This is a genomic window from Frigoribacterium sp. VKM Ac-2859 (assembly GCF_013204925.1).
Lineage (GTDB): Bacteria > Actinomycetota > Actinomycetes > Actinomycetales > Microbacteriaceae > Frigoribacterium.
Genome location: NZ_JABMLC010000001.1, coordinates 780,222 through 801,651, shown reverse-complemented (window position 1 = coordinate 801,651; position 21,430 = coordinate 780,222). Strand labels below are relative to the sequence as shown.

Sequence of the window (21,430 nt, the reverse complement as noted above, 5' to 3'; positions counted from 1 at the left end):
GGGTCGCTCCTACGGGGCTCGGTTGAGGTCGACGGAGAGGACGTGCACCGGTTCGACGAAGGCGTCCAGTCGGACGTAGTTGTCGTCGCCCCAGGTCCACGACTGACCGGTGATCAGGTCGCGCACGGTGTAGGTGCCACCGGGCTGCAAGCCGAACTTCGTGACGTCGAGGTGGACGGTCGTCTCGCGCGCCGAGTGCGGGTCGACGTTGGCGACGACGATGATGCCGTCGGCGCGTCCGCTGCGGGTGTGCGCACGGGACAGGTACTTCGAGAACACGAGGATCGACTCGTCGTCGCTCGAGTGGATCTCGAGGTTGCGCAGCTGGCGCAGGGCCGGGTGGGAGGCGCGGATGCGGTTGAGCTGCGTCAGGTACGGCGCAAGGGATGCCCCCGCCTCTTCGGCGGCGGCCCAGTCGCGGGGCTTGTACTCGTACTTCTCGTTGTCGATGTTCTCTTCGCTGCCTGGGCGGGCGACGTCCTCGAAGAGCTCGTAGCCCGAGTAGACGCCCCAGGTCGGCGAGGCCGTCGCGGCGATCGCGGCACGGATCTTGTAGGCCGCGGGACCGCCGAACTGCAGGTAGGGGGTCAGGATGTCGTGCGTGTTGACGAAGAAGTTCGGGCGCAGCCAGGCGCTCGTCTCCTTCGACAGCTCGTCGAGGTACTCCTCGAGCTCCCACTTCTCGTTGCGCCAGGTGAAGTACGTGTACGACTGGTGGAACCCCACCTGCGCCAACGCCTGCATCATGGCCGGCTTCGTGAACGCCTCGGAGAGGAAGACGACCTCGGGGTTCGTCTGCCGGATCTCGTGCAGCAGCCACTCCCAGAAGCGCACGGGCTTCGTGTGCGGGTTGTCGACCCGGAAGATCGTGACGCCGAGTTCGATCCAGTGACGGACGATGCGCAGCACCTCGCGGCTGACGCCCTCGTAGTCGTTGTCGAAGTTCAGGGGGTAGATGTCCTGGTACTTCTTCGGCGGGTTCTCGGCGTAGGCGATCGTCCCGTCGGGCAGGGTCGTGAACCACTCGGGGTGCTCGGTGACCCAGGGGTGGTCGGGCGAGCACTGCAGGGCCAGGTCGAGCGCGAGCTCGAGACCGGCGTTCTTCGCCGCGTCGACGAACCAGCGGAAGTCGGCGACCGTGCCGAGGTCGGGGTGCACCGCGTCGTGCCCGCCGTCGGGCGAACCGATCGCGTAGGGCGACCCGGGATCGTTCGGCCCCGCGGTCAACGTGTTGTTCGGGCCCTTGCGGAAGGTCGTCCCGATCGGGTGCACGGGCGGGATGTACACGACGTCGAAGCCCATGCGAGCGATCGAGGGCAGGCGGCGGGCCGCGGTGCGGAACGTGCCGCTCTTCCAGGTGCCGTCGGCCTGCTTGCGGGCGCCCTCGCTGCGGGGGAAGAACTCGTACCAGCTGCCGAGGCCGGCGCGGCTGCGTTCGACGCGGAGCGCCTCGGGGGCGCTGCGCGTGACGAGGCTCGCGAGCGGCGTGACCAGGAGGACCGCGGCGAGGCGCGGATCGGTGGCGACGCGGAGCCGCGAGGCGGGGGAGAGGGCGGGGTTCGCGAGGGCCTTGGCCGCGTCGCGGATCAAGGTCGTGTCGGGGTGGTCCTCGACGGCCTCGGTCAGCAGTCGACTGCCGAGGGCGAACGTGACCTCGACGTCGAGACCGGCCGGGACCTTGATCTCGGCCGCGTGCAGCCACGTGGCCCAGTCGTCGGTGTAGGCCTCGACCTGCCAGGACCAGTCGCCCTCGACCTCGAGCTGCACCTGGGCCGTCCACCGGTCGGTGCCGGGGATGCCGGCGACCATGCGATGCCGGGTCTCGGCACCGTCGGGGTCGATCGTGACGAGGTCGGCCCCGATCAGGTCGTGACCCTCGCGGAAGACGGTCGCCCCGAAGGTGACCACCTCGCCGGAGAAGGCCTTCGTCGGGAACACTCGGTCGGGGGTCGTCGGGGTGAGGCCCGTGATGGGGATCCGCCCGACTCTGGGTTCGTATGCTGTCGCCACGTTGTCGACCGTACCCGGTCTGGCCCGCCCGGTCCCGGCCCGGGGCCCTGCAGGGCCGACGGTCGACGATCGGGGTGCGGAAGAGGCGATTCGGGGTACAAAAACGTGTCCACCCTGTCGCCGACAGACGCCCCGGTCCGTTTTGTCCCCCCAACTGGGTGCATGCATCGGCATGAATCCCCTGTCGGCACTTTGGGGGACCGCGTAATGTCGATCCTGTCGTCGCGGCCTGCCCGCCCGAAGAACCCGAACTCCTCGAGAGCCCGGCGCCCGACGACACCGATCGGCCGCCCGACCCGGAGCCGACAGCCCCTGCAGCGCCGTGCGCCACCCCGAAGTCGACCCGACCGACGGCGCACGGCGGTGCTCGAGCGCGCCTCGGCGCGCGGAACAGGACCGACATGAACAAGCTCGTCACGGGTGCCGTCGCCGGTGCCGCCGGCATCGCCCTCCTCCTCGGCGGCGCCGGGACCTTCGCCCTCTGGAACGCCAGCACCGAGGTCAACGCCGCCAGCGTCGCCTCGGGCACGCTCTCGCTCACCCAGTCGTCGGCGGGCAGTTGGACCGACGTGACGAACGGTCGCAGCACGGCCCTCACGGCCGCCCAGGTCGCCGCCTACAAGATCGTCCCGGGCACCAAGCTGCAGTTCACGCAGCCGATCACCATCGCCGCCTCGGGCAACGACCTGCGCGCCGACCTGACCTACGACGCGACCTCGGTCACCGGCAGCCTCAAGCCGTACGTGACCAACACGATGGCCCTGTCGACGGCCGCCGGCGGCACGACGCTGCCCTCGGGCGTGACCGCGGGCAGCACGGCCGGCAGCTACGTCGTGGCTCCCGTCTCCGCCGGCAGCACCTCGGCCGTCGTGACCTTCGTCGTCGAGCTGCCCTCCACGGTGTCCGACGCCGCCAGCCAGGGCGGCACGCTCGACCTGAGCAAGCTGACCTTCACGCTGAAGCAGCGCGCCATCGCGTAGCGGGTGTCGGCGGCCCGACGGCCACCGCACCCCGTCACCCACCGGCGACCGGACCGCACCCGACGCGGTCCGGTCGCCCCCTTCCGTCCGTCCGTCCCGCCCGGGGACCCACGGGCCGCCGCATCGCACGATCGACCACCAGGGGGTGAGACGTTGACCGGACCGTCCCGCGGACGCGCGCGTCACCGCTCGGTCGAGCGCGCCTCCTCGTCCCGCCGTCCGCTCCGCTCGCTGTGGGCGGCGACCGCCGTCGTGGCCGGCGCGGTCACCGTCGCCCTCGTGGCGACCGGGGGGACCTACGCGCTGTGGAACTCCTCCGTCAAGCCGACGGCCGTCACGGTCGGGTCGGGGACGGCGGGCCTCTCGGTCGGCGCCGTCAAGGCCCTCGACACGTCCGCGCTCGGCCCCGGCGGCGCGACCGCGGGGACGTTCACCGCGACCAACACGGGGTCGGTCGACCTGGCCATGCGGGTGTCGGCCGGGACCACCACGGCGTCCGCGTCCGCCCTGCCCGGCGAGCTGACCGTCAGGCTCGCCGCCGTGGCGAGGGCCGCGGACTGCGTCGTCGGCGTCGGCGGCTACTCCGCCCGGCCCGCCGCGTTCGACACGGGGAGCGGGTACTTCACGTTGCCGGCCGGAGTCACCGTCACCGGCTGCGTCGTCGTCACGCTCGACTCGGACGTCCCGGCGACCCTGCAGAACCAGACCTCCTCGATCGGGCTCGTCCTGACCGGGACGCAGGTGGCCCCGTGACCGGGCGCCGCACCGTGACCGGGCGCCGCACCGTGACCGGGCGCCGCACCGTGAGCGGGCGCCGGCCCCGGACGACCACGCGATCGACGCTGGCCGCCGTCGTCGTGGGCGTGATCGTCGGTGTGGCCCTGGCCTCGGGAGGCGCGGCGTCCGCCCTCTGGACGGCGTCCGCCACCGTCACCGAACAGGTCAGGACCGGCGCCGTCGGCCTCACGGCCGGCACCCTCGACGCCCTGCAGGCCGACTACGCCGGATCGACCAGGTCGCTCACGGCGCCCTGGACGTTCACGAACTCGGGGACGGTCGCGGCGTCCTACTCGACGAGCGGCAGCCTGAGCTCGGGCAGCTCCGCCGCCCTCGCCGCGTCGATCGCCGTCGTCGCGTGGCCGGTGACCGCCGCGTCCGCCTGCACGTCGACGACCGCCGTCGGTCCGGGCAGCGTCAGCGGCACCTGGTCCGCCGTGCCGAACCTCACCGGGACGTTGGCGAGCAAGGCCGCCGCGACCTGGTGCCTCCGCACCTCGATCGCGACGTCCTCTCCCACCGGGCGCGTGAACCCGGTCCTCACGGTGTCGCTCGCCTCCGGGTCGTGGGCCGCCACGCCGCAGGACCGCCGGATCGTCCAGAACAACACGATCGTCCCCCCGCAGACGGCGGTCTGCCGCACCGACGGCGAGGCCTACGCCTGGCTCGACTTCGACCCGTCGACCCGGGCGACCGCGACCCGGTACGCGACCTTCGTCGGCGGCACCCGGATCTCGAACGACGAGCGGACCGGCGACTACCCGCACTTCGCGTTCACCCGCGACAACCTGCCCAGGGACCCCTTCGGCGACGGCCCGATCCAGGTCGACATCCGCGTGATGGTCGACGGGCAGCCGACCGACCTCATGGCCGTCGGCACGGTCACGGTGGTCTACGACCAGTACGGCACGAGGAACATCCAGTGCGGGTGACCGGCGGTCGGGCGGTCGCGGTCGTCGTCGCCGTCGCGGCCGTCGTCCTGGGCCCCGGCGTCGTCACGGCCGCGGCTCCCGCCACGGCCTCGACCGCGCCCCGCCTCATGGTGAGCGACGACGGCCGGCACTGGCAGGGTCGCCTCGACTCCGCGCTCTTCGGTGACGGGCTGCGGCTCGTCCCCGGGGCCGGCACGGTGGGCACCTTCTGGGTCAAGAACCTCTCGAGCGCGCCGGCCGTGCTCAGCGCCCGCCTCGTCGACGTCACGACCTCGTCGCCCGCGTTCGCCGAGGCGGTCACGGTCCGCTCGCACTCCGACCTCGACGTCGGCGACCTGCCGCCCGTCACCCTGTCCGGCGACGGGTGCACCCCCGTGCTCGCGCCGGTCCGCCTCGCCGCCGGGCAGGAGGCCCCGGTCACCGTCTCGGTCGACCTCGACGCCTCCGCCGCCGCGGGCACCGGTGACCAGACCCTGGACTTCGCCGTGCTCGTCACGCTCACGGGGCTGGCCGGGTCGGCCGTGCCGGCCGGCTGCGCGTCGGCCGGGACCGCCGGCGCGGCGGACCCCGCCGAGACGAGCACAGGAGGCGCGGGAGGCGACCGTGCCTCGAGCGCGACGATCGAGGCGGTGGCGACCCGCGCCTCCTCGGCCGGTGCGGCCGACGAGACGGCGCCCTCCGTCGGCGACGGCGCCTCGGGCGGGGCCGCCGACGGGTCGGGCGCGGACACCGAGCTGCCCGTCCACTCCCTGGACGTGCTCGACGACTTCGTGCCGGAGCCCTTGCGGGGCAGTTGGCTGCCGCTGCTGATCGCGGCGATCGCGGTGCTGTCGGGCGCGTTCGTGGCGGTCGGACGCCGTCGCCCGGACGAGGGCGACCCCTCGGGGGAGCAGCCGTGAGCGGCCGCCGCGCCGCCGTGAGCGGCCGCCGCGCCGCCGTGAGCGGCCGCCGCGCCGCCGTGCGTGAGAAGGGGCTGCTGCACGCTCTCGGCCTCGGCCTCAGTGCGGGGCTGTTCGTGCTCGTGCTCGGCCTCGCGACCGTGTTGGTCGTCGTGCCGAAGGTCGCGGGGGCGACGCCCCTGACCGTGTTGACCAGTTCGATGGAGCCGCGGCTGCCCCCGGGCACGCTGATCGTGGTGAAGCCGACCCCGACCGACGAGATCCGGATCGGTGACGTCGTGACCTACCAGATCGAGAGCGGCCGCCCCGAGGTGATCAGTCACCGGGTGACCGAGATCGTGTCGTCGTCGGACGGCGGCACGGCGTTCGTCACCCAGGGCGACAACAACTCCGAACCCGACGAGGCGCTCGTGCTGCCCGAACAGGTCCGCGGCACGCTGTGGTACTCGGTGCCGTGGCTCGGCTTCGTCAACCAGGTCGTGAACGGCGACGCCCGGTCGTGGATCGTGCCGCTGCTGGCGATCGCGCTGCTCGGCTACGCGGGCTACTCGGTGGCCGCCGGCCTGGTGGAGGCGCAGCGACGGCGGGCGGGGACGCGGAAGGCCCGCCCGGCCCCGCGCTGAGCGGGGGCCGGACGGGCCCGGGGGAGGCGTCTACTTCGTGAAGCCGACGACCGTCCAGTCCACGTCGCTGGCACCGGCGCGGGCGCCGAAGTTCGCGAGCTTGGGGCTCTGGAACGAGATGTACGGCGCCTGGATGATCGGCATCGAGTGCCCGATCTCCCAGATCTTCTCGTCGGCCTGGTTGTACAGGTCGGCGGCCTTCTCGGGGTCGCCCTCGGCCACTGCCTGGCTGAGCAGGTCGTCGATCTCGGGGCTCGAGACGCGACCGTAGTTCTGGCCCTGCTCGTCCGAGTTGTAGATGCTGACGCCGGACGCCTGGTAGCCGGTGCCGGCCCAGACGAAGATCGTCATGTCGTAGTTGCCCGGGGTGACGTTGTCCTCGAAGAACGAGTCGACGCTGACGGCGTTGATCGTCAGCTTGATGCCGACCGCGGCGAGCTGGCTCTGCATGACCTCGGACAGCTGCTGCGAGATGGGCGTGCCGGACGGGATCGTCACGGCGATCTCGAGCTGCTTCCCGTCCTTCTCGAGCACGTCGCCGTTCAGCTCCCACCCGTCGTCGGCCAGGATCTTCTTCGCCTCGTCGACGTCGTAGTTCCCGGTCTCCTTCGCGTTGTCCTGGTAGGCACCGTCGGTGCTGAGGAACAGGTGGTTGTTCAGCGTGGTCAGCTCGTAGGGCAGGGTGCCCGTGATGACCTTGCCGAGCGCCTCGCGGTCGACCGCGTGCTGGATCGCCTGACGGATCTTCTCGTCGGCGAGCACGCCCTTGGTGCTGAAGTCGACGTGCGTGTAGCGAGCCGACGGTGCCGCCCGGATGTCGGTGTCCTTCGCGTCCTTCAGGCGGTCGTAGCGCTCCGACGAGTTGCCCGTGACGAAGTCGATCTCACCGTTCAGGTAGGCGTCGACGTCGGCGTCGCTGTCGAGGGCGCGGAAGACCACCGAGTCCAGCTTCGGCGCGTCGCCCCACCAGGTCTCGTTGGGCACGATCGTGACCGTCTGGGCGGTCGTGTCGATCTTCTCGACCTTGTAGGGGCCGCCCGAGACGGGCAGGGTGTCGACGTAGGCCGTGTTGAAGGCGTTCGGGTCGTTGTAGAGGCTCGCCGGGTAGAGCGGCGCGAACATGCTCTTCCAGTCCGAGAACGGCTCGGCGTAGGTCACGACGACCTGTTTGTCGCTCGAGCCCGCCTCGACGGAGGCCATGCGGTCGGGGCCGAGGGTGCTGCCGACGAGGTACTCGGGGTTCGAGCCGTCGAGTGCGGTCTTCCAGGCCTGGAAGTCGGCGACCGTGATCGGGGTGCCGTCGTTCCACACCGCGTCGGGGTTGATGTCGTAGGTCACGACCAGCGGGTCCTCGCTGGTGGCCTCGGCACTCGTGACGAGGTTCTCGTCGATCTGCGCGACGCCCTTCTCGTCGATGCGGAACGGCTGGGGCAGCACGGCGCTCTCGATCAGCGAGGCGTCGGCCAGGGCGCCGTCGAGCTGGCCGTAGTTCCACTGCGAGGGCAGCTGGCTGAGCGGCAGGGTCAGCGTCCCGCCCTGCTCGACATCGGCCGCCGCCGTGGCGTTGATGTCGCCGTCGGGGGACAACTGGCCGTTCTTCGCGGCTCCGTCGCCGTCGTTGCCGCCGCCACCGCTGCACGCCGTGACGACGAGAGCGATGCTGACGAGGCCGGCCGCGAGGCCGAGCTTCTTCGTGATCTTCATGGCACTCCGAACTGAAGGGTGGTGAAAAGTGCTGATCAGACGGGATGCTGCATCGTCATCGACTCGTGCGGGCACGCGTCGCGACACCTCCCGAGAGCTGACCGCGTGTGCCCAAATGTACGGACGCCTTGAATCCACGCAAACTTTCATGTGAATTTGTTACACGCTCGAAACCTGGCCAGCTGGTCGGGCCGCGGGGTACGTCTAGTGTGATCTGCCATGGCTCGATTCCTCGCCCGCCGGCTGGTGTACTACGTCGCCCTGGTCTTCATCGCGACGTCGCTCACCTACTTCCTCGCCTCGGCGACCCTCAACCCGCGCTCCGTCTACGCCGACCGCAACCCGCGTCCGTCCACCGAGATCGTCGACGCGAAGCTCAGCTCGATCGGGGTCAACGACAAGGACCCTCTCGGCGAGCGGTACGTCCACTGGGTCGGCGGCGCCCTCACGGGCGACCTCGGGCAGACCATCCAGGACAAGCCGGTGGCGCAGGAGTTCGGGCCGAGGCTGGGCGTCAGCCTGCGCCTCCTGCTGGTGGGATCGATCCTCGGCATCGTGCTGGCCGTCGTGGTCGGCACCTGGAACGCCATCCGGCAGTACGCGTTCTCGGACCGCGTGTCGTCGGTGCTGTCGTTCGTCCTGATCTCGACGCCGGTGTTCCTCACGGCGGTGCTGCTCAAGATCGGGGCGACGAAGCTCAACGACGTCCTGGGGTACCAGCTGATCACCTTCACGGGCGAGGCGACGCCCAACCTGACCGGCGGGCTCGGCACGATCGCCTGGGACCGCATCGCCCACCTGCTGCTGCCCACCATCTCGATCGGCGTCGGCCTGATCGCCGTCTACAGCCGGTACCAACGGGCGACGATGCTCGACGTGCTGCAGGCCGACTACATCCGCACCGCCCGGGCCAAGGGCCTGCGACGTCGCCCGGCGATCTTCAAGCACGGACTGCGCACCGCGCTCATCCCGATGACGACGCTGTTCGCCTTCGCGTTCCTCGGGGTGCTGACCGGTGCGACCTTCACCGAGAAGATCTTCGCCTGGAACGGCCTCGGTGCCTGGTTCATCGACGCCGTCCAGGCCAACGACATCAACGTCGTCGTCACCTACACCCTCTACAGCGCCGTCGTCGTGCTGCTCGCCGGCTTCGTGTCGGACGTGCTCAACGCGGTGCTCGACCCGCGCGTCCGAGCGCAGAAGTAGGGCCGCCCCATGACCCGGTTCACACCCGACCTGCTCGAGGGGCCCTCCGACGCCGTCGTGCCCGAGTCGCGAGAAGAGGTCGCCGCCAAGTCGACGAACCGCTTCGCGCTGACCTTCCGTCGCCTGTTCGCCAACCGCGGGGCCACCGTCGGGCTCGTGACGATCGTGCTGCTCTTCGTCTTCGCCTTCGTCGGCCCGCTCGTCTCGCCGTACGCCTACAACTACATCGACTACACGGCCCTGTCGTCGCCGCCGACCGGGGCGCACTGGTTCGGCACGAACAACATCGGCCAGGACGTCTTCGCACAGACCGCGCGCGGCCTGCAGAAGTCGCTGCTGATCGGCCTGCTGGTCGCCCTGTTCTCGACGGTGATCGCGGGCATGCTCGGCGCGATGGCCGGCTACTTCGGCGGCTGGATCGACCGGGCCGTGATGGTCTTCGTCGACCTGCTGCTCGTGCTGCCGTCGTTCTTGATCATCGCGATCCTGTCGCCGCGCCTCAAGCAGTACGGCTGGTTGATCCTGGTGGCCCTGCTCGCCCTGTTCGGCTGGATGATCACGGCCCGCGTGGTGCGCTCGCTCACCCTCAGCATCAAGGAGCGCGAGTTCATCCGCGCCGCCCGGTACATGGGCATCGGCCACTTCACCATCATCGTGCGGCACATCCTGCCGAACGTGGCCTCGTTCCTCGTGATCGACGCCACCATCGCCATCGGGGCCGCGGTGCTCACCGAGTCCGGGCTGTCGTACTTCGGCTTCGGCGTGCAGCCGCCCGACGTCTCGCTCGGCACGCTGATCGCCCAGAACCAGAGCGCGGCGACCACCAAGCCGTGGCTGTTCTTCTTCGCGGCCGGTGCGCTGATCGTCTTCGCCCTCGCCAGCAACCTGCTGGGTGACGGGCTGCGGGACGCGCTCGACCCGACCTCGACGGCCGGGCGCACCGGTCGTCGCCGTCCCACCCGCGGGCGGACGGCCGAGAGCCGAGGAGGCGCGGTGCCGCTCGGGCGCACCGGCGGCGTCTCCGAGGCCGCGAGCCCCGCCCCCGGGGCCGACGTCGGCTCGCCGGCGCCGACCCGTACGAACGACGAGAAGGGGGAGCGCGCATGACGCTCACCGAACCGGTCGACCGCACCCGCGCCTCCTCGGCTCCGGTGCTCGAGGTGCACGACCTCACCGTGACCTTCCCGACCCCGGACGGCGACGTGCGCGCCGTCCGCGGCGTCGACCTGACGCTGCGCCGCGGCGAGGTGCTCGGCATCGTGGGCGAGTCGGGCTCGGGCAAGTCGGTCACGAGCCTGGCCGTGCTCGGCCTGCTGCCCGCCACGGCCAAGGTGACGGGGTCGATCACGCTCGACGGCGAAGAACTGCTCGGCCGCGGCGACAAGGCGATGTCGGCGATCCGCGGCAAACGGATCGCGATGGTCTTCCAGGACCCGCTCTCGGCGTTCACCCCGGTGTACACGGTCGGTCAGCAGATCGCCGAGACCGTCCTGATCCACCGCGGCGGCACGAAGAAGCAGGCTCGTGAGCGGGCGATCGAGCTGCTGGGGCTCGTGGGCATCCCCGAGCCGGAGCGACGCGTCGACTCGTTCCCGCACGAGTTCTCGGGTGGCATGCGGCAGCGCGCGATGATCGCCATGGCGATCGCCAACGACCCCGACGTCATCCTCGCCGACGAGCCGACCACGGCCCTCGACGTGACGATCCAGGCGCAGGTCATCTCGGTGCTGCGCACGGCGCAGCGCGAGACCGGGGCCGCGCTGCTGTTCGTCAGCCACGACCTCGGCGTCATCGCCGGGTTCGCCGACCGCATCGCCGTGATGTACGCCGGCCGCGTCGTCGAGACGGCGACGGCCGACGATCTCTTCGCCCACCCGCGCATGCCCTACACCGTGGGTCTCATCGGCGCGCTGCCGCGCCTCGACCAACGGTCGGACCAGCCGCTCGTGCCGATCCCCGGCACGCCGCCGTCGCTGTTGTCGCTGGCGCCGGGCTGCCCGTTCGCGGCGCGGTGCCCCCTGGCGACGGCCGAGTGCCGGGTCGACGAGCCCGCGCTCGAGCAGGCTCCGGCGGTCGAGGCGGGTCACCGCGCGGCCTGCCTGCACGCCGACCAGCTGGTGGGGGAGGGCACCGACCCCGAGGACGTCTACGACCTGCCGCCCGTGCCGACCTCGGGCCTCGCTGCCGTCCCGCGGGCGGAGCGGGACCGGGTGCTGCACGTCGACGGGCTCGTCAAGACGTTCCCGCTCACCAAGGGGTCGGTCTTCAAGCGACGCGTGGGCAGCGTCTGGGCGGTCGACGGGGTCGACCTCGACGTGCGCGAGGGCGAGACCCTCGGCCTGGTCGGCGAGTCCGGTTCGGGCAAGAGCACGACGCTGCACGAGATCATGGACCTCCGGGTGCCCGAGGCCGGCACCATCGAGCTGCTCGGCACGGCCCTCGACCGCAAGCTCGACGGGTCGACGGTGAAGAGGCTGCGCGGTGCCGTGTCCATGGTCTTCCAGGACCCGATGGCCAGCCTCGACCCGAGGCAGCCGGTCAGCGACATCATCGCCGAGCCGTTGCTCGCGATCGGTCGACCCCGCGACGAGGTGTCGCGTCGGGTGCCCGAGCTGATGCGCCTCGTCGGGCTCGAGCCCGCTGCCGCGACGCGCTACCCCCACGAGTTCTCGGGTGGCCAGCGGCAGCGCATCTCGATCGCGCGGGCGCTCGCCGCCGACCCGAAGCTCATCGTGCTCGACGAGCCGGTGTCGGCGCTGGACGTGTCGATCCAGGCCGGCGTGCTGAACCTGCTGGCCGAGCTCAAGGCGAAGCTCGACCTGTCGTACCTGTTCGTGTCGCACGACCTCTCGGTCATCCGTCACGTGGCCGACCGCGTCACGGTGATGTACCTCGGCCGCACCGTCGAGACGGGCCCGGTCGACGAGGTGTTCGAACACCCGCTGCACCCGTACACGCAGGCGCTGCTGTCGGCCGTGCCGGTGCCCGACCCCGTCAAGGAGCGGGCACGCGAGCACATCGTGCTGCCGGGCGACCCGCCCACGCCGACCGTCAAGCAGACCGGCTGCCGGTTCCGCAGCCGCTGCCCGCTCTACGCGATGCTGCCCGAGGCCCAGCGGTCGCGCTGCGAGGACGAGGTCCCCGCGATGCTGCCGCACGGACGCGACGGGGCCGACCACACGGCCGCGTGCCACTTCGCCCGCGAGAAGCGGTTGGTCTGAGGCCCGGACGCTAGCCGACGAGCGCGGAGGCCGCGGTGACGGCCGCCACGTTCACGGCGACCGTGCCCCAGAAGGCGAGCTGGAACGACCGCTTGCTCGTCTTGTGCCGCAGCAGTTGTTGCGCGGCGAGGGCCCCGGGCCAGCCCCCGAGCAGGCCGAGCAGCAGCAGGACGCGTTCGGGCACGCGGCGTCGTCCTCGACGGGCGGCGGACTTGTCGACCGCGTAGACCGCCGCCGTCACCAGGCCGAGGGCGACGGCTGTGGCGACGAGCCAGGGGAGGGCCCCGTCGATCCGGGCGGACGGCCCGGTGGAGGCGACGACACCCACCACGACCGCGACGGCCACGACGAGCAGCAGCCCGACGACGAGCGCGACCCGGCCGGCCCGTGTCGGGCGCGGGGCTCGTCCCCGGGGCGCCGTCCAGCTCGATCCGACGGAGGACACCCGCACGGCGGCCGGCCCCCGGTCGCCGTGGCGGTCGACCTCGTACGAGTAGGCGTCACCGACCCGGGGTCGGGCGGTGCCGCGGCTGAACGCCGTGATGTGGACGAACGTCCGGCCGCGTCCCGAGGCCGGGGTGAGGAACCCGAAGCCGCGGTCGTCGTCCCACGAGGTGAGCGTGCCCTCGACCCGGGCCGGGCTGCCGGTCATGCGCCCGACCCTAGCCCGCGTCGCCCGTGACGCATTCGGCCATCCCGCCACGAGGTCGACATCCCGCCACGTTTTCGCGTGGCGGATTGTTCACTTCGTGGCGGCGTGGCGGCGTGGCGGCGTGGCCGCAGATCCGAGGAGGCGCGGCGCGGGTCAGTCGCGACGGATCGCCGCGTAGGAGCCGCCGGTGGCGCGCACGAGGTCGTCGGGTGCGATCTCGATGTCGAACCCGCGCCTCCCGCCGCTGACGAAGACCGAGGCGAAGGAGGCGGCGCTCGCGTCGACCACGGTCGTCGCGGCGGTCCGCTGCCCGAGGGGGCTGATGCCGCCCACGACGTAGCCCGTGCGGCGTTCGACCAGGGCGGGGTCGGCCAGCGAGGCCTTCTTGGCCCCGACGGCGGCCGCGAGCGCCTTGAGGTCGAGGCGACCCGAGACGGGGACGACGCCCACCACGAGGGTGCCCTCGGCGTCGACCACGAGGGTCTTGAAGACGCGTTCCGCCGAGAGGCCGAGCTCGGCGGCGGCCTCCTCGCCGAAGTTCGTCGCCGTGTCGTGGTGTTCGTAGGTGTGGGCCGTGAAGGGGATGCCGGCCGTGGTGAGCGCGACGGTGGCCGGCGTGGCGGGGCCGCGCGCCCCTCCGGACGCCTTGCTGGTCACGAGGCGGCCTCGGTCGTCGTGGCGCGGAACACCACCACGGTCGGCCCCGAGACGAGCAGGTCGTCACCGGGGGCCGTCGCCTGCGGCAGGCTGCGGTCGTCGCTCGACCACAGGGCCTCGTACGCCGTCACCCCGTCGTGTCGGGGGAGCGTCACCGAGACGGCGGTCTCGGCCCCGTGCACCACGACGAGGACCGTGTTGGGCGCCTCGTGCTCGGGCGTCGAGGTCGCGAGGTACTGCATCGTGCGGACGGCGGGGTCGTTCCACTCGTCGGGACGCATCTCGTCGCCCGGGGCCGAGTGCCACGACATCTCGTTGGCGCTGAGCGTGCAGGCGCCGTCGAGGCCGAACCGCGACGGGCGCAAGGCGGGGTTCTCGGCTCGCAGCCGGGAGAGCGTGGCGACGTCGTCGCGCAGGTCCCGGTGCCAGGGTTCGTCGGACCAGTCGACCCAGGTGAGCTCGCTGTCGGTGCAGTAGGCGTTGTTGTTGCCGTGCTGGGTGCGGCCGCGCTCGTCGCCGGCGGTCAGCATGGGGATGCCGGCCGACACGAAGAGGGTGGCGAGCAGGTTGCGCATCGAGCGGCGGCGGGCGTCCGAGATCCACGGGTTGACGCTGTCGCCCTCGACGCCGTGGTTGAACGAGCGGTTGTCGTCGGTGCCGTCGCGGTTGTCCTCGCCGTTGCTGAGGTTGTGCTTGCCGTCGTACGACACGAGGTCGAGCAGGGTGAAGCCGTCGTGCGCCGTGACGAAGTTCACGCCCGACAGCGGACCGCGCTCGTGGGCGTAGATGTTGCTGGACCCGCTGAGCTTCGACGCGAAGCTGCCGAGCCCGGACGGGGGAGCGCCCTGCGACCGGGCCGCGGCGATGTCGGTCAGCCAGAAGTCGCGGGCCCGGTTGCGGAACCGGTCGTTCCACTCGATCCAGCCGTCGGGGAAGGCGCCGGTCTGCCAGCCGCCCATGCCGACGTCCCACGGCTCGGCGATCATCTTGACGCCCTCGAGCGCCGGATCGTCCACGATCGCGCTCAGCAGCGGGTGATCGGGGTCGAAGACGTGGTCCGCACCGCGTCCGAGGGTGGCGGCGAGGTCGAAGCGGAAGCCGTCGATCTGCACCTCGTCGGCCCAGTACCGCAGGGAGTCGAGGACGAGCCGCGAGGCGGCCGGCGTGCTCGTGTCGAGCGAGTTGCCGCACCCCGTCACGTCGACCGGCCGACCCTCGGCGTCGTGTCGGTAGTAGCCGGAGCCGTCGAGACCGCGCAGGCTCGTGACCGGGCCGCCGACCTCGCCCTCTTCGGCCGTGTGGTTGTAGACCACGTCGAGGTAGACCTCGATGCCGGCCTCGTGCAGCAGGCGCACCATGCCCTTGAACTCGCGGAGGATCGCCGAGGCGCCGGCCAGCTGCGCGTCGCGGCTGGCGTAGGCGGCGTGCGGGGCGAAGTAGCCGAGGGTGTTGTAGCCCCAGTAGTTCTCGATGCCCTGCGCGACGAGGCGCTGCTCGTCGACGTGCTGGTGCACGGGCAACAGCTGCACCGCCGTCACGCCGAGGCCGGTCAGGTAGGCGATGGTCGACTCGGCCGCGAGGCCGGCGTAGCTGCCGCGCAGTTCTTCGGGCACGAAGGGGGCCAGGCGGGTGAGGCCGCGGACGTGCGCCTCGTAGACCACCACCCGGTCGAGCGGCGTGCGGGGCTTGGACACCCCGCCCCAGTCGAACGACTCGTCGACGACGGCCGACTGCCAGGTGCCACGTCCGGTGCGACCGAGCCCGCGCGCGTAGGGGTCGAGCAGCTCGAGCGAGGGATCGAAGGCGTTGCCGCCCCCGGCGGGGCCGTCCGCCCGCAGCCAGTACCGGCGCCCGGGGGTGAGGGCGCCGTCGGTGGCGCTCCACACGTCGTGTTCGTCGCGGACCATCGGGACGACACGGTCGTGCGGGGCGTCGTCGATCACGACGTCGACCCGGGACGCCGACGCCGACCAGACGCGCAGCGTCGGCCCGTCGGGGCCGGAACGGATGCCGAGATCGCGCAGGGGGTCGGGGTCGGTCACGCGTTTACAGTAGAGGAGGCGCGTGTCGGCCCCGAAATCATCGAGCGTCACCGCCCCACCCAGCCTGAGGACCCGAACATGAGCGTCTACCTCGACCACGCGGCCACCACGCCGATGCACCCGGCGGCGATCGCCGCCTACGCCGAGGCGCTCGGCACGGTCGGCAACCCGTCGTCCATCCACTCGGCCGGCCAGAACGCCAAGCGCGTCCTCGAAGAGGCCCGCGAGCGCGTGGCCGCGACCCTCGGCTGCGACCCGATCGAGATCGTCTTCACCTCGGGCGGCACCGAGGCGGTCAACCTCGCGATCAAGGGACTGTGGTGGGCGAGGCAGTCCGACCGACCGCGGCCGCGCCTCCTCGTCCCCGCCGGCGAGCACCACGCCACCGTCGACACCGTCGAGTGGCTCGAACGGTACGAGGGCGCCGTCGTCACCTGGCTGCCGCTCGACGAGCAGGGCCGGCTGCGCGTCGACGCCCTCGCCGCGGCCCTCGACGAGCACGACGACGTCGCCCTGGTCAGCCTGCTCTGGGCCAACAACGAGGTCGGCACGATGCAGCCCGTCGACGAGGTCGTGGCGCTCGCCGCCGCCCACGGGGTGCCGGTGCACTCGGACGCCGTCGCGGCCTACGGGCAGGTGCCGATCGACTTCGCGGCCTCCGGGCTCGCGGCGCTCAGCGTCAGCGCCCACAAGATCGGCGGGCCCATCGGCATCGGCGCGCTCGTGCTGTCGCGGTCGGCGACCGTCGTGCCCCTGATCCACGGGGGCGGACAGCAGCGGCAGGTGCGCTCGGGCACGCAGGACGCCCCGGCCGCCGTCGCCTTCGCCGTGGCGGCCGAGCAGCCGCACGGGGCCTACGAGCCGTTGCGGGACCGGCTGATCGCCGGGGTGCTGGCGTCGGTGCCCGGGGCCGTGCTGCGGGGCGACCCCGTCGACCGGCTGCCCGGCAACGCCCACTTCACCTTCGACGGGTGCGAGGGCGACTCGTTGCTGTTCCTGCTCGACGCCGCCGGGGTCAGCGTCTCGACCGGATCGGCCTGTCAGGCGGGCATCCCCGAACCGTCCCACGTGCTGCTCGGCATGGGCCTGCCGGCGGACGCGGCCCGCGGTGCGCTCCGCATGACGATCGGCCACACGAGCACCGAGGCCGACGTCGACGCGCTGCTCGCGGCGCTCCCGACCGCCGTCGCGCGCGCCACGACGGCCGGATACGCCGACCGCGCCCCGGTGCTCGGCGCCCGCTGATCCGCCTGCCGGGCAGGGCAGCCCGACCGCGACCCCCGAACGGGTGGGTTGTCGCCCCCGCGCGGGGGTGGTGTACTCGTCCCCAACACACGTGAGCACGCCTCACCGGCCGGGCCCCACCACCCCGCGCCGCCGCCGCATCCCGGCCCGCCGCCCGCTCACCACGGGCGTCCATCGCACCACCCCGAGCGCCGCCCCCACCAGGCGACGCGGATCAGGAGCACCACCATGTCGCAGCACCGCTCTGCCTCCGACACCCCTCGCGACGAGGTCCCGCGCGACGACGTCGAGGCGCTCGACCGGTCGGCGCCGAGGCCTCGTCGCCTCCGCAAGGTCGCGGCGCTCGCCGCGGGCGGTGCGCTCGTCGTCGGCGGACTCGGCTACACCGTCGCGGCCTGGACCGACAGCGAGTGGGTCTACGCCGGGGACGGCACGGGCGGCCCCGGCATCGGCACCGGCACGTTCGAGGTGCAGCAGAGCGTCACCTCGCCCTACACGGCGGGCTTCTCCGACTACGAGACCGCACCGGGTCGCGGCACGGTCTTCACGCCGGGCGCGCAGACCCTCAGCCCGGGCGAGAGCGTCTACTCGGGCGTGGCCCTGCGGACGACGGCCACGACGAGCGTCCCCGCCGACGTGCAGGTCCGCGCCGCGGTGCCCGCCACCGGCGTCACCGTGGCCGATGCCGGGGGAGCGCTCTTCAGCGCCCTGACCGTCCGCGTCGCGACCGTCGAGGTCACGGCCGGGGGTGCCGCGCCGACCTGCACCGTCGCCGCGTTCACCGCGCCGACGACCATCGCCACGGGTTCGCTCTCGACGACGGGTGCCACGGCCACCCAACGACTCGCCGCCGCGTCCGGCACCACGCAGTTCTACTGCTTCGAGGTGACCCTGCCGGCGAGTGCCGCCACGTCGGCGAGCTCGACGCTCCAGGGCCGTACCGCCGCCCCGGCGTGGGAGTTCGCCTCGACCAGCGTCGAGTGACGGGCCGACCGGTGGTCGACACCGTGACCCGGCCCCGGGCCGAACGTCGGGGCCCCGAGGTCGAGCCGCGCCGGGCGGATCGCCGTGAGCGCCGTCGCCGACGCCCTCGCCGCCGACCGGTCGACGTCGTCAGCACGCTCCTGCTGTCGGTGGTCGGCCTCGTCGGCGCGGTCTGCCTCCTCTGGCTCGCCGTCTCGACGGTCCTCGGCCTCTCGCTCGTGGTCGTCCTGACCGGCTCGATGAGTCCCACCGTGCCCGCGGGCGGCGCCGTCGTCACCCGGGCGATCGCGGCGGCCGACGTGCGGCCCGGCGACGTGGTCACGGTGCCCCGACCCGGCTTCGACGTCCCCGTGACCCACCGAGTCGTCTCGACGACCGCCGTGCCCGGCGACGCCGCCGCGCGCTCCCTCGTGCTGCGGGGCGACGCCAACGACTCGGACGACCGCGACCCCTACGTCGTGCGCGACGCCCGGATCGTCGTCGCCTCGGCCCCGGGCCTCGGCTTCGTCCTGACGACGATGTCGACCCCGCCGGCCCGCGGGCTCGCGGTCGCCGTCGTCGGTGCCGCCGTCGTGCTGGCCTTCTGGCCGACGCGACGCGGCGCCGTCCGCCGAGGGTGAGGACGACCGTGGACGGGGAGTCGAGTGGCGGCGCGCCCGGCGGGCCGAGCGGCGGGCACCACGGCCGCGGTGCGCACCACGGCCGCGGTGCGCACCGCGGCCGGACGACCCGCGGGCACCGCGCCGCGACGACGCTCCTGGCCGTCGTGGGGACGGCCGCGTTCGTGCTCGGCGGTGCCCTCACCGTCCAGGCCGGCACCGCCCGTGCCCTCGAACCCGTGCCCGAGACCGGCCTCGACGGCCACCTCGTGCTGGCCGACGAACTGACCGGCACCGAGGACATCGCGCCCGCGGCCCCGGGCCGCTGGCAGATCGCGACCGACGTCACGACCGGCGACCGGGTGGCACTCGGCCTCGAGCTCGTCAGCTCGGGGTCGCTCGTCGACGACGAGGCCGGATTCACGCTGGGGGTCGAGACCTGCGACGTCGAGTGGCAGCGGGTCGAGACGACGCCGCTCTGCGCGACCGGGGCGCGGACCGTGACCGCCCCGACCCGCGCCTCCTCGTTCGTCGACGGCAGTCCCTCGTGGCCGGTGCGGTCGGTCGGGGGCTCGGGCCGGGTCTTCGTGCTCGTCAGCCTCGGTCTCGCCGGTGGGCGCGGCGACGACGCCTCGTCCATGGGCCGGAGCGCCCGGGTCGGCGTCGGCATCACGGCGACGGCGCTGGACCCCGTCGCGACCCTCCCGGCCGAGCCCGAGCCCGAGCCCGAGCCGACCGTCACGACCGCCGTGCCCGGCGACCCGGCCGGTCCCGGCCCGGGCGGGGCGGACCCGGCGGCGCCCGGCACCGGTCCCGGCGCCGGCGGCACCGGCCCCGGCGCCGACGCCCCCGACATCGACTCCGCCGGCGACGGACGCCCCGTCGACGTGACCCTCAGCGGCGTGGACGCCCCGCGCGCGCTCGCCTTCACCGGCGGCCTCTCGTCCGGCCCGGCCATCGCGGGTGCCGGTGCCCTGGTCGTCGGCCTCTCGCTGCACCTCCGCGGACGACGCCGGGCGGTGACGTCGTGACCGGCACGCACGGCCGCCGTCGTCGTCGCCCCACGGGTGTCGCCCGCCTCGTCGCGGCGCTCACCGCGCGACGGGCCGTCGTCGCCGTGGCGGCCGTGGTCGCCGTCGGGGGTGCCGTCATCGTGCCCCCGCCGCCCGTGACGACCGCCGCCTGGACCGACTCCGAGCGCACGTACGGGCTCGTCGGCACCACGAGGTTCACCTGCGGCACCGACACCGGGTACGCCGCCGCCGCGTCCAGCCGGTTCGTGCGCGGCAGCCTGGCCGGCACCGACCTCGACACCGTCGCGGCCGTGCGTGGGGCGGACCTGACGCGCACCCGCTCCGGCGTCGTCACCGCGGCGCCGGCATCGCCCGCCCCGACCACGGACGCGGGAGGCACGACGACGTTCCGCAATCCCCTGTCGGCGAGCGCGGGGTCGGGTCTCGTCGGCCTCGACCTGACCGGGCTCGGCACGAACCTGCCGGCGGGGTCGGCCGGAGCCCTGAACCAGTTCACGCGGGTCGCCCCGACCGGCACGGCGGCGGCCGCCGCGGGCCTGGTGAGCGACTCGGGCGGGCTCGGCGTGACGCCGACGACCCCCGCCTCGTCACTGCCCGGTCCCGCCCGCATCGGCCTCACCTCGGTGCTGCCCGCCTCGACCGCCCTCGACCGGGCCGACCTGACCGTGGGCGCGGTGGCGTCGACGGCGACCCTCGACGGCTGCCGAGCGCTCGAGAGCCGCATCTGGGGCGACGGAAGCGTGACGGGGGTGACCCGCGACTACGGCATCGCCGGTCTCGCCCTCGAGCTGCACAGCCCGGCGGTGGCGGGATTGTCGGGTCAGGTGTCGAGCACGGTCACGAGCCTGAACACGGCCGCCGCCGGCCTGACGGGCGTCAACGGCACGATCTCGAGGACCGTCCGGGACGGCGTGCTCGCCACCGTGAACGGCCTCACGAACCTGCTGAGCCTGGGCGGGGTCACGGGTTCGGTCACCCTCACCGGCCTGGCCCTGCAGTCGGCGGTGGACCCGGTGCTCGCGGGGTCGGTCACCAGCACGGACGGCACGGTCACCATCACCCCGTCGACCGGTGTGGTGTCGGTCGACCTGGCGACGCTGGTCGGCCAGCCCGGCGGGCTGAACGGGCTCGCCCCGAACACAGAACTCGTGCTGAGCGCGGCGGCGATGGCCTCGATCACGACCACGGTCGGGTCGATGCTCGACGGCCTGACCCAACGGGTCGTGGCGGCGCTGCAGTCCGCGGTGTCGGCGGCGCAGCTGTCGGTGGCGTTGACGGTGACGTTGCGGGCGACGGTGCTCGGCGTCCCCGTCGACGTGCTCGCCGTCGACGTCGCGATGGGGGGAACGCTGGGGCAGCTGCTCGCGTCCCCGTCGACGGCGACGGCGGTGGTCACCACGCGGGTGCTGAGCGGGGCGCTCTCCACCGTGCTCGGCAACGTGCTGAACCCGCTGCTCGCCGCGTTGACGGGCTCGGCCGGGTCGCTGCTCGGGTCGGTGGCCACGCTCGTCCGCTCCACGCTCGTCACCCCGGTCACCACCCTCGGCAGCACCCTCTCGACCACGCTCGCCCCGGTGCTCACGGCGCTCGGCACCCTGACCACCCGCCTGCCGTCCGTCCTGTCGCTGAGGGTGAACCTGCGCCCCGACCAGGCCGGCTACCCGGGCGGCGTCGTGACCGGCGTCCCGCCCGACAAGTGGACGACCGTCCCCTACCAGGTGGGGGCGTTGCGGGTGGCCCTGTCGGCCGGAGCGACGACGGTCACCTCGCTCGACCTCGCGACCTCGCGGGTGGGACCCGTCAGCACCGTGCCCCGGTAGTCGTCGTCTCCGACCCGAGGAGGCGCGGGTCGCGCCTCGCGGGCC

The 21,430-nt window shown here is 73.0% G+C and carries 18 protein-coding genes; 13 read left to right on the top strand and 5 right to left on the bottom strand.

The window, feature by feature from the left end; genetic code table 11:
- Window positions 1-9: 9 nt before the first annotated feature.
- The gene (locus HQQ78_RS03710) at window positions 10-2,010 is read right to left on the bottom strand and encodes an alpha-1,4-glucan--maltose-1-phosphate maltosyltransferase (protein WP_371740337.1); all 2,001 of its coding nucleotides are present in this window, start codon (window positions 2,008-2,010) and stop codon (window positions 10-12) included.
- A 401-nt stretch (window positions 2,011-2,411) separates the two neighbouring features.
- Here HQQ78_RS03710 and HQQ78_RS03705 point away from each other — a divergent pair, with 401 nt between their 5' ends.
- The 5 genes from HQQ78_RS03705 (at window position 2,412) to HQQ78_RS03685 (ending at window position 6,221) form a co-directional block, all read left to right on the top strand.
- Window positions 2,412-2,990 carry an alternate-type signal peptide domain-containing protein gene (locus HQQ78_RS03705; protein WP_173151069.1) on the top strand — a complete coding sequence of 193 codons (579 nt, stop codon included), beginning with the start codon at window positions 2,412-2,414 and terminating at the stop codon, window positions 2,988-2,990.
- A gap of 153 nt (window positions 2,991-3,143) precedes the next feature.
- The gene (locus HQQ78_RS16245; RefSeq protein WP_056046140.1) at window positions 3,144-3,743 is read left to right on the top strand and encodes a TasA family protein; all 600 of its coding nucleotides are present in this window, start codon (window positions 3,144-3,146) and stop codon (window positions 3,741-3,743) included.
- Complete coding sequence (locus tag HQQ78_RS03695; protein WP_173151068.1) at window positions 3,740-4,699, top strand: hypothetical protein; 960 nt, start codon at window positions 3,740-3,742, stop codon at window positions 4,697-4,699. The genes HQQ78_RS16245 and HQQ78_RS03695 overlap by 4 nt, the downstream gene beginning before the upstream one ends.
- Window positions 4,690-5,598 (top strand): hypothetical protein, encoded by a 909-nt coding sequence (locus tag HQQ78_RS03690; protein WP_173151067.1) that lies wholly within the window; start codon window positions 4,690-4,692, stop codon window positions 5,596-5,598. The genes HQQ78_RS03695 and HQQ78_RS03690 overlap by 10 nt, the downstream gene beginning before the upstream one ends.
- Window positions 5,595-6,221 (top strand): signal peptidase I, encoded by a 627-nt coding sequence (locus HQQ78_RS03685; protein WP_371740336.1) that lies wholly within the window; start codon window positions 5,595-5,597, stop codon window positions 6,219-6,221. Before HQQ78_RS03690 ends, HQQ78_RS03685 begins: the two co-directional genes overlap by 4 nt.
- Window positions 6,222-6,251: 30 nt before the next feature.
- Here HQQ78_RS03685 and HQQ78_RS03680 read toward each other — a convergent pair whose 3' ends face one another.
- The gene (locus HQQ78_RS03680; RefSeq protein WP_158612847.1) at window positions 6,252-7,925 is read right to left on the bottom strand and encodes an ABC transporter family substrate-binding protein; all 1,674 of its coding nucleotides are present in this window, start codon (window positions 7,923-7,925) and stop codon (window positions 6,252-6,254) included.
- Window positions 7,926-8,144: 219 nt separating this feature from the next.
- Here HQQ78_RS03680 and HQQ78_RS03675 point away from each other — a divergent pair, with 219 nt between their 5' ends.
- The 3 genes from HQQ78_RS03675 to HQQ78_RS03665 are packed head-to-tail and all read left to right on the top strand — an operon-like array spanning window position 8,145 to window position 12,352.
- Window positions 8,145-9,131, top strand: a complete 987-nt coding sequence (locus tag HQQ78_RS03675; protein WP_056046129.1) for an ABC transporter permease — start codon at window positions 8,145-8,147, stop codon at window positions 9,129-9,131.
- A gap of 9 nt (window positions 9,132-9,140) precedes the next feature.
- Window positions 9,141-10,238, top strand: a complete 1,098-nt coding sequence (locus HQQ78_RS03670; RefSeq protein WP_216844150.1) for an ABC transporter permease — start codon at window positions 9,141-9,143, stop codon at window positions 10,236-10,238.
- Entirely contained in the window at window positions 10,235-12,352 is a 2,118-nt protein-coding gene (locus HQQ78_RS03665) for an ABC transporter ATP-binding protein (protein WP_173151066.1), read from the top strand. Before HQQ78_RS03670 ends, HQQ78_RS03665 begins: the two co-directional genes overlap by 4 nt.
- A 10-nt stretch (window positions 12,353-12,362) precedes the next feature.
- Here HQQ78_RS03665 and HQQ78_RS03660 read toward each other — a convergent pair whose 3' ends face one another.
- The 3 genes from HQQ78_RS03660 to glgX all read right to left on the bottom strand — a co-directional run bounded on the left by HQQ78_RS03660 (window position 12,363) and on the right by glgX (window position 15,703).
- Window positions 12,363-13,004, bottom strand: a complete 642-nt coding sequence (locus HQQ78_RS03660) for a DUF1294 domain-containing protein (protein ID WP_173151065.1) — start codon at window positions 13,002-13,004, stop codon at window positions 12,363-12,365.
- 153 nt (window positions 13,005-13,157) lie between these two features.
- The gene (gene ybaK / locus HQQ78_RS03655) at window positions 13,158-13,661 is read right to left on the bottom strand and encodes a Cys-tRNA(Pro) deacylase (RefSeq protein WP_056046122.1); all 504 of its coding nucleotides are present in this window, start codon (window positions 13,659-13,661) and stop codon (window positions 13,158-13,160) included.
- Window positions 13,658-15,703, bottom strand: coding sequence for a glycogen debranching protein GlgX (glgX, locus tag HQQ78_RS03650; RefSeq protein WP_173151064.1), 2,046 nt, complete (start codon window positions 15,701-15,703; stop codon window positions 13,658-13,660). Before glgX ends, ybaK begins: the two co-directional genes overlap by 4 nt.
- A 78-nt stretch (window positions 15,704-15,781) precedes the next feature.
- Here glgX and HQQ78_RS03645 point away from each other — a divergent pair, with 78 nt between their 5' ends.
- From HQQ78_RS03645 to HQQ78_RS03625, 5 genes are all read left to right on the top strand, one after another.
- On the top strand, window positions 15,782-16,948 hold the full coding sequence (locus HQQ78_RS03645) for a cysteine desulfurase family protein (RefSeq protein ID WP_056046118.1): 1,167 nt from the start codon (window positions 15,782-15,784) through the stop codon (window positions 16,946-16,948).
- A gap of 228 nt (window positions 16,949-17,176) precedes the next feature.
- Window positions 17,177-17,932 carry an acyl-CoA dehydrogenase gene (locus HQQ78_RS03640; protein WP_173151063.1) on the top strand — a complete coding sequence of 252 codons (756 nt, stop codon included), beginning with the start codon at window positions 17,177-17,179 and terminating at the stop codon, window positions 17,930-17,932.
- Window positions 17,933-17,943: 11 nt separating this feature from the next.
- On the top strand, window positions 17,944-18,552 hold the full coding sequence (locus tag HQQ78_RS03635; protein WP_159826335.1) for a signal peptidase I: 609 nt from the start codon (window positions 17,944-17,946) through the stop codon (window positions 18,550-18,552).
- 8 nt (window positions 18,553-18,560) lie between these two features.
- Window positions 18,561-19,562, top strand: a complete 1,002-nt coding sequence (locus HQQ78_RS16305; RefSeq protein ID WP_173151062.1) for a hypothetical protein — start codon at window positions 18,561-18,563, stop codon at window positions 19,560-19,562.
- Complete coding sequence (locus HQQ78_RS03625; protein ID WP_173151061.1) at window positions 19,559-21,385, top strand: choice-of-anchor G family protein; 1,827 nt, start codon at window positions 19,559-19,561, stop codon at window positions 21,383-21,385. Before HQQ78_RS16305 ends, HQQ78_RS03625 begins: the two co-directional genes overlap by 4 nt.
- Window positions 21,386-21,430 lie beyond the last annotated feature (45 nt).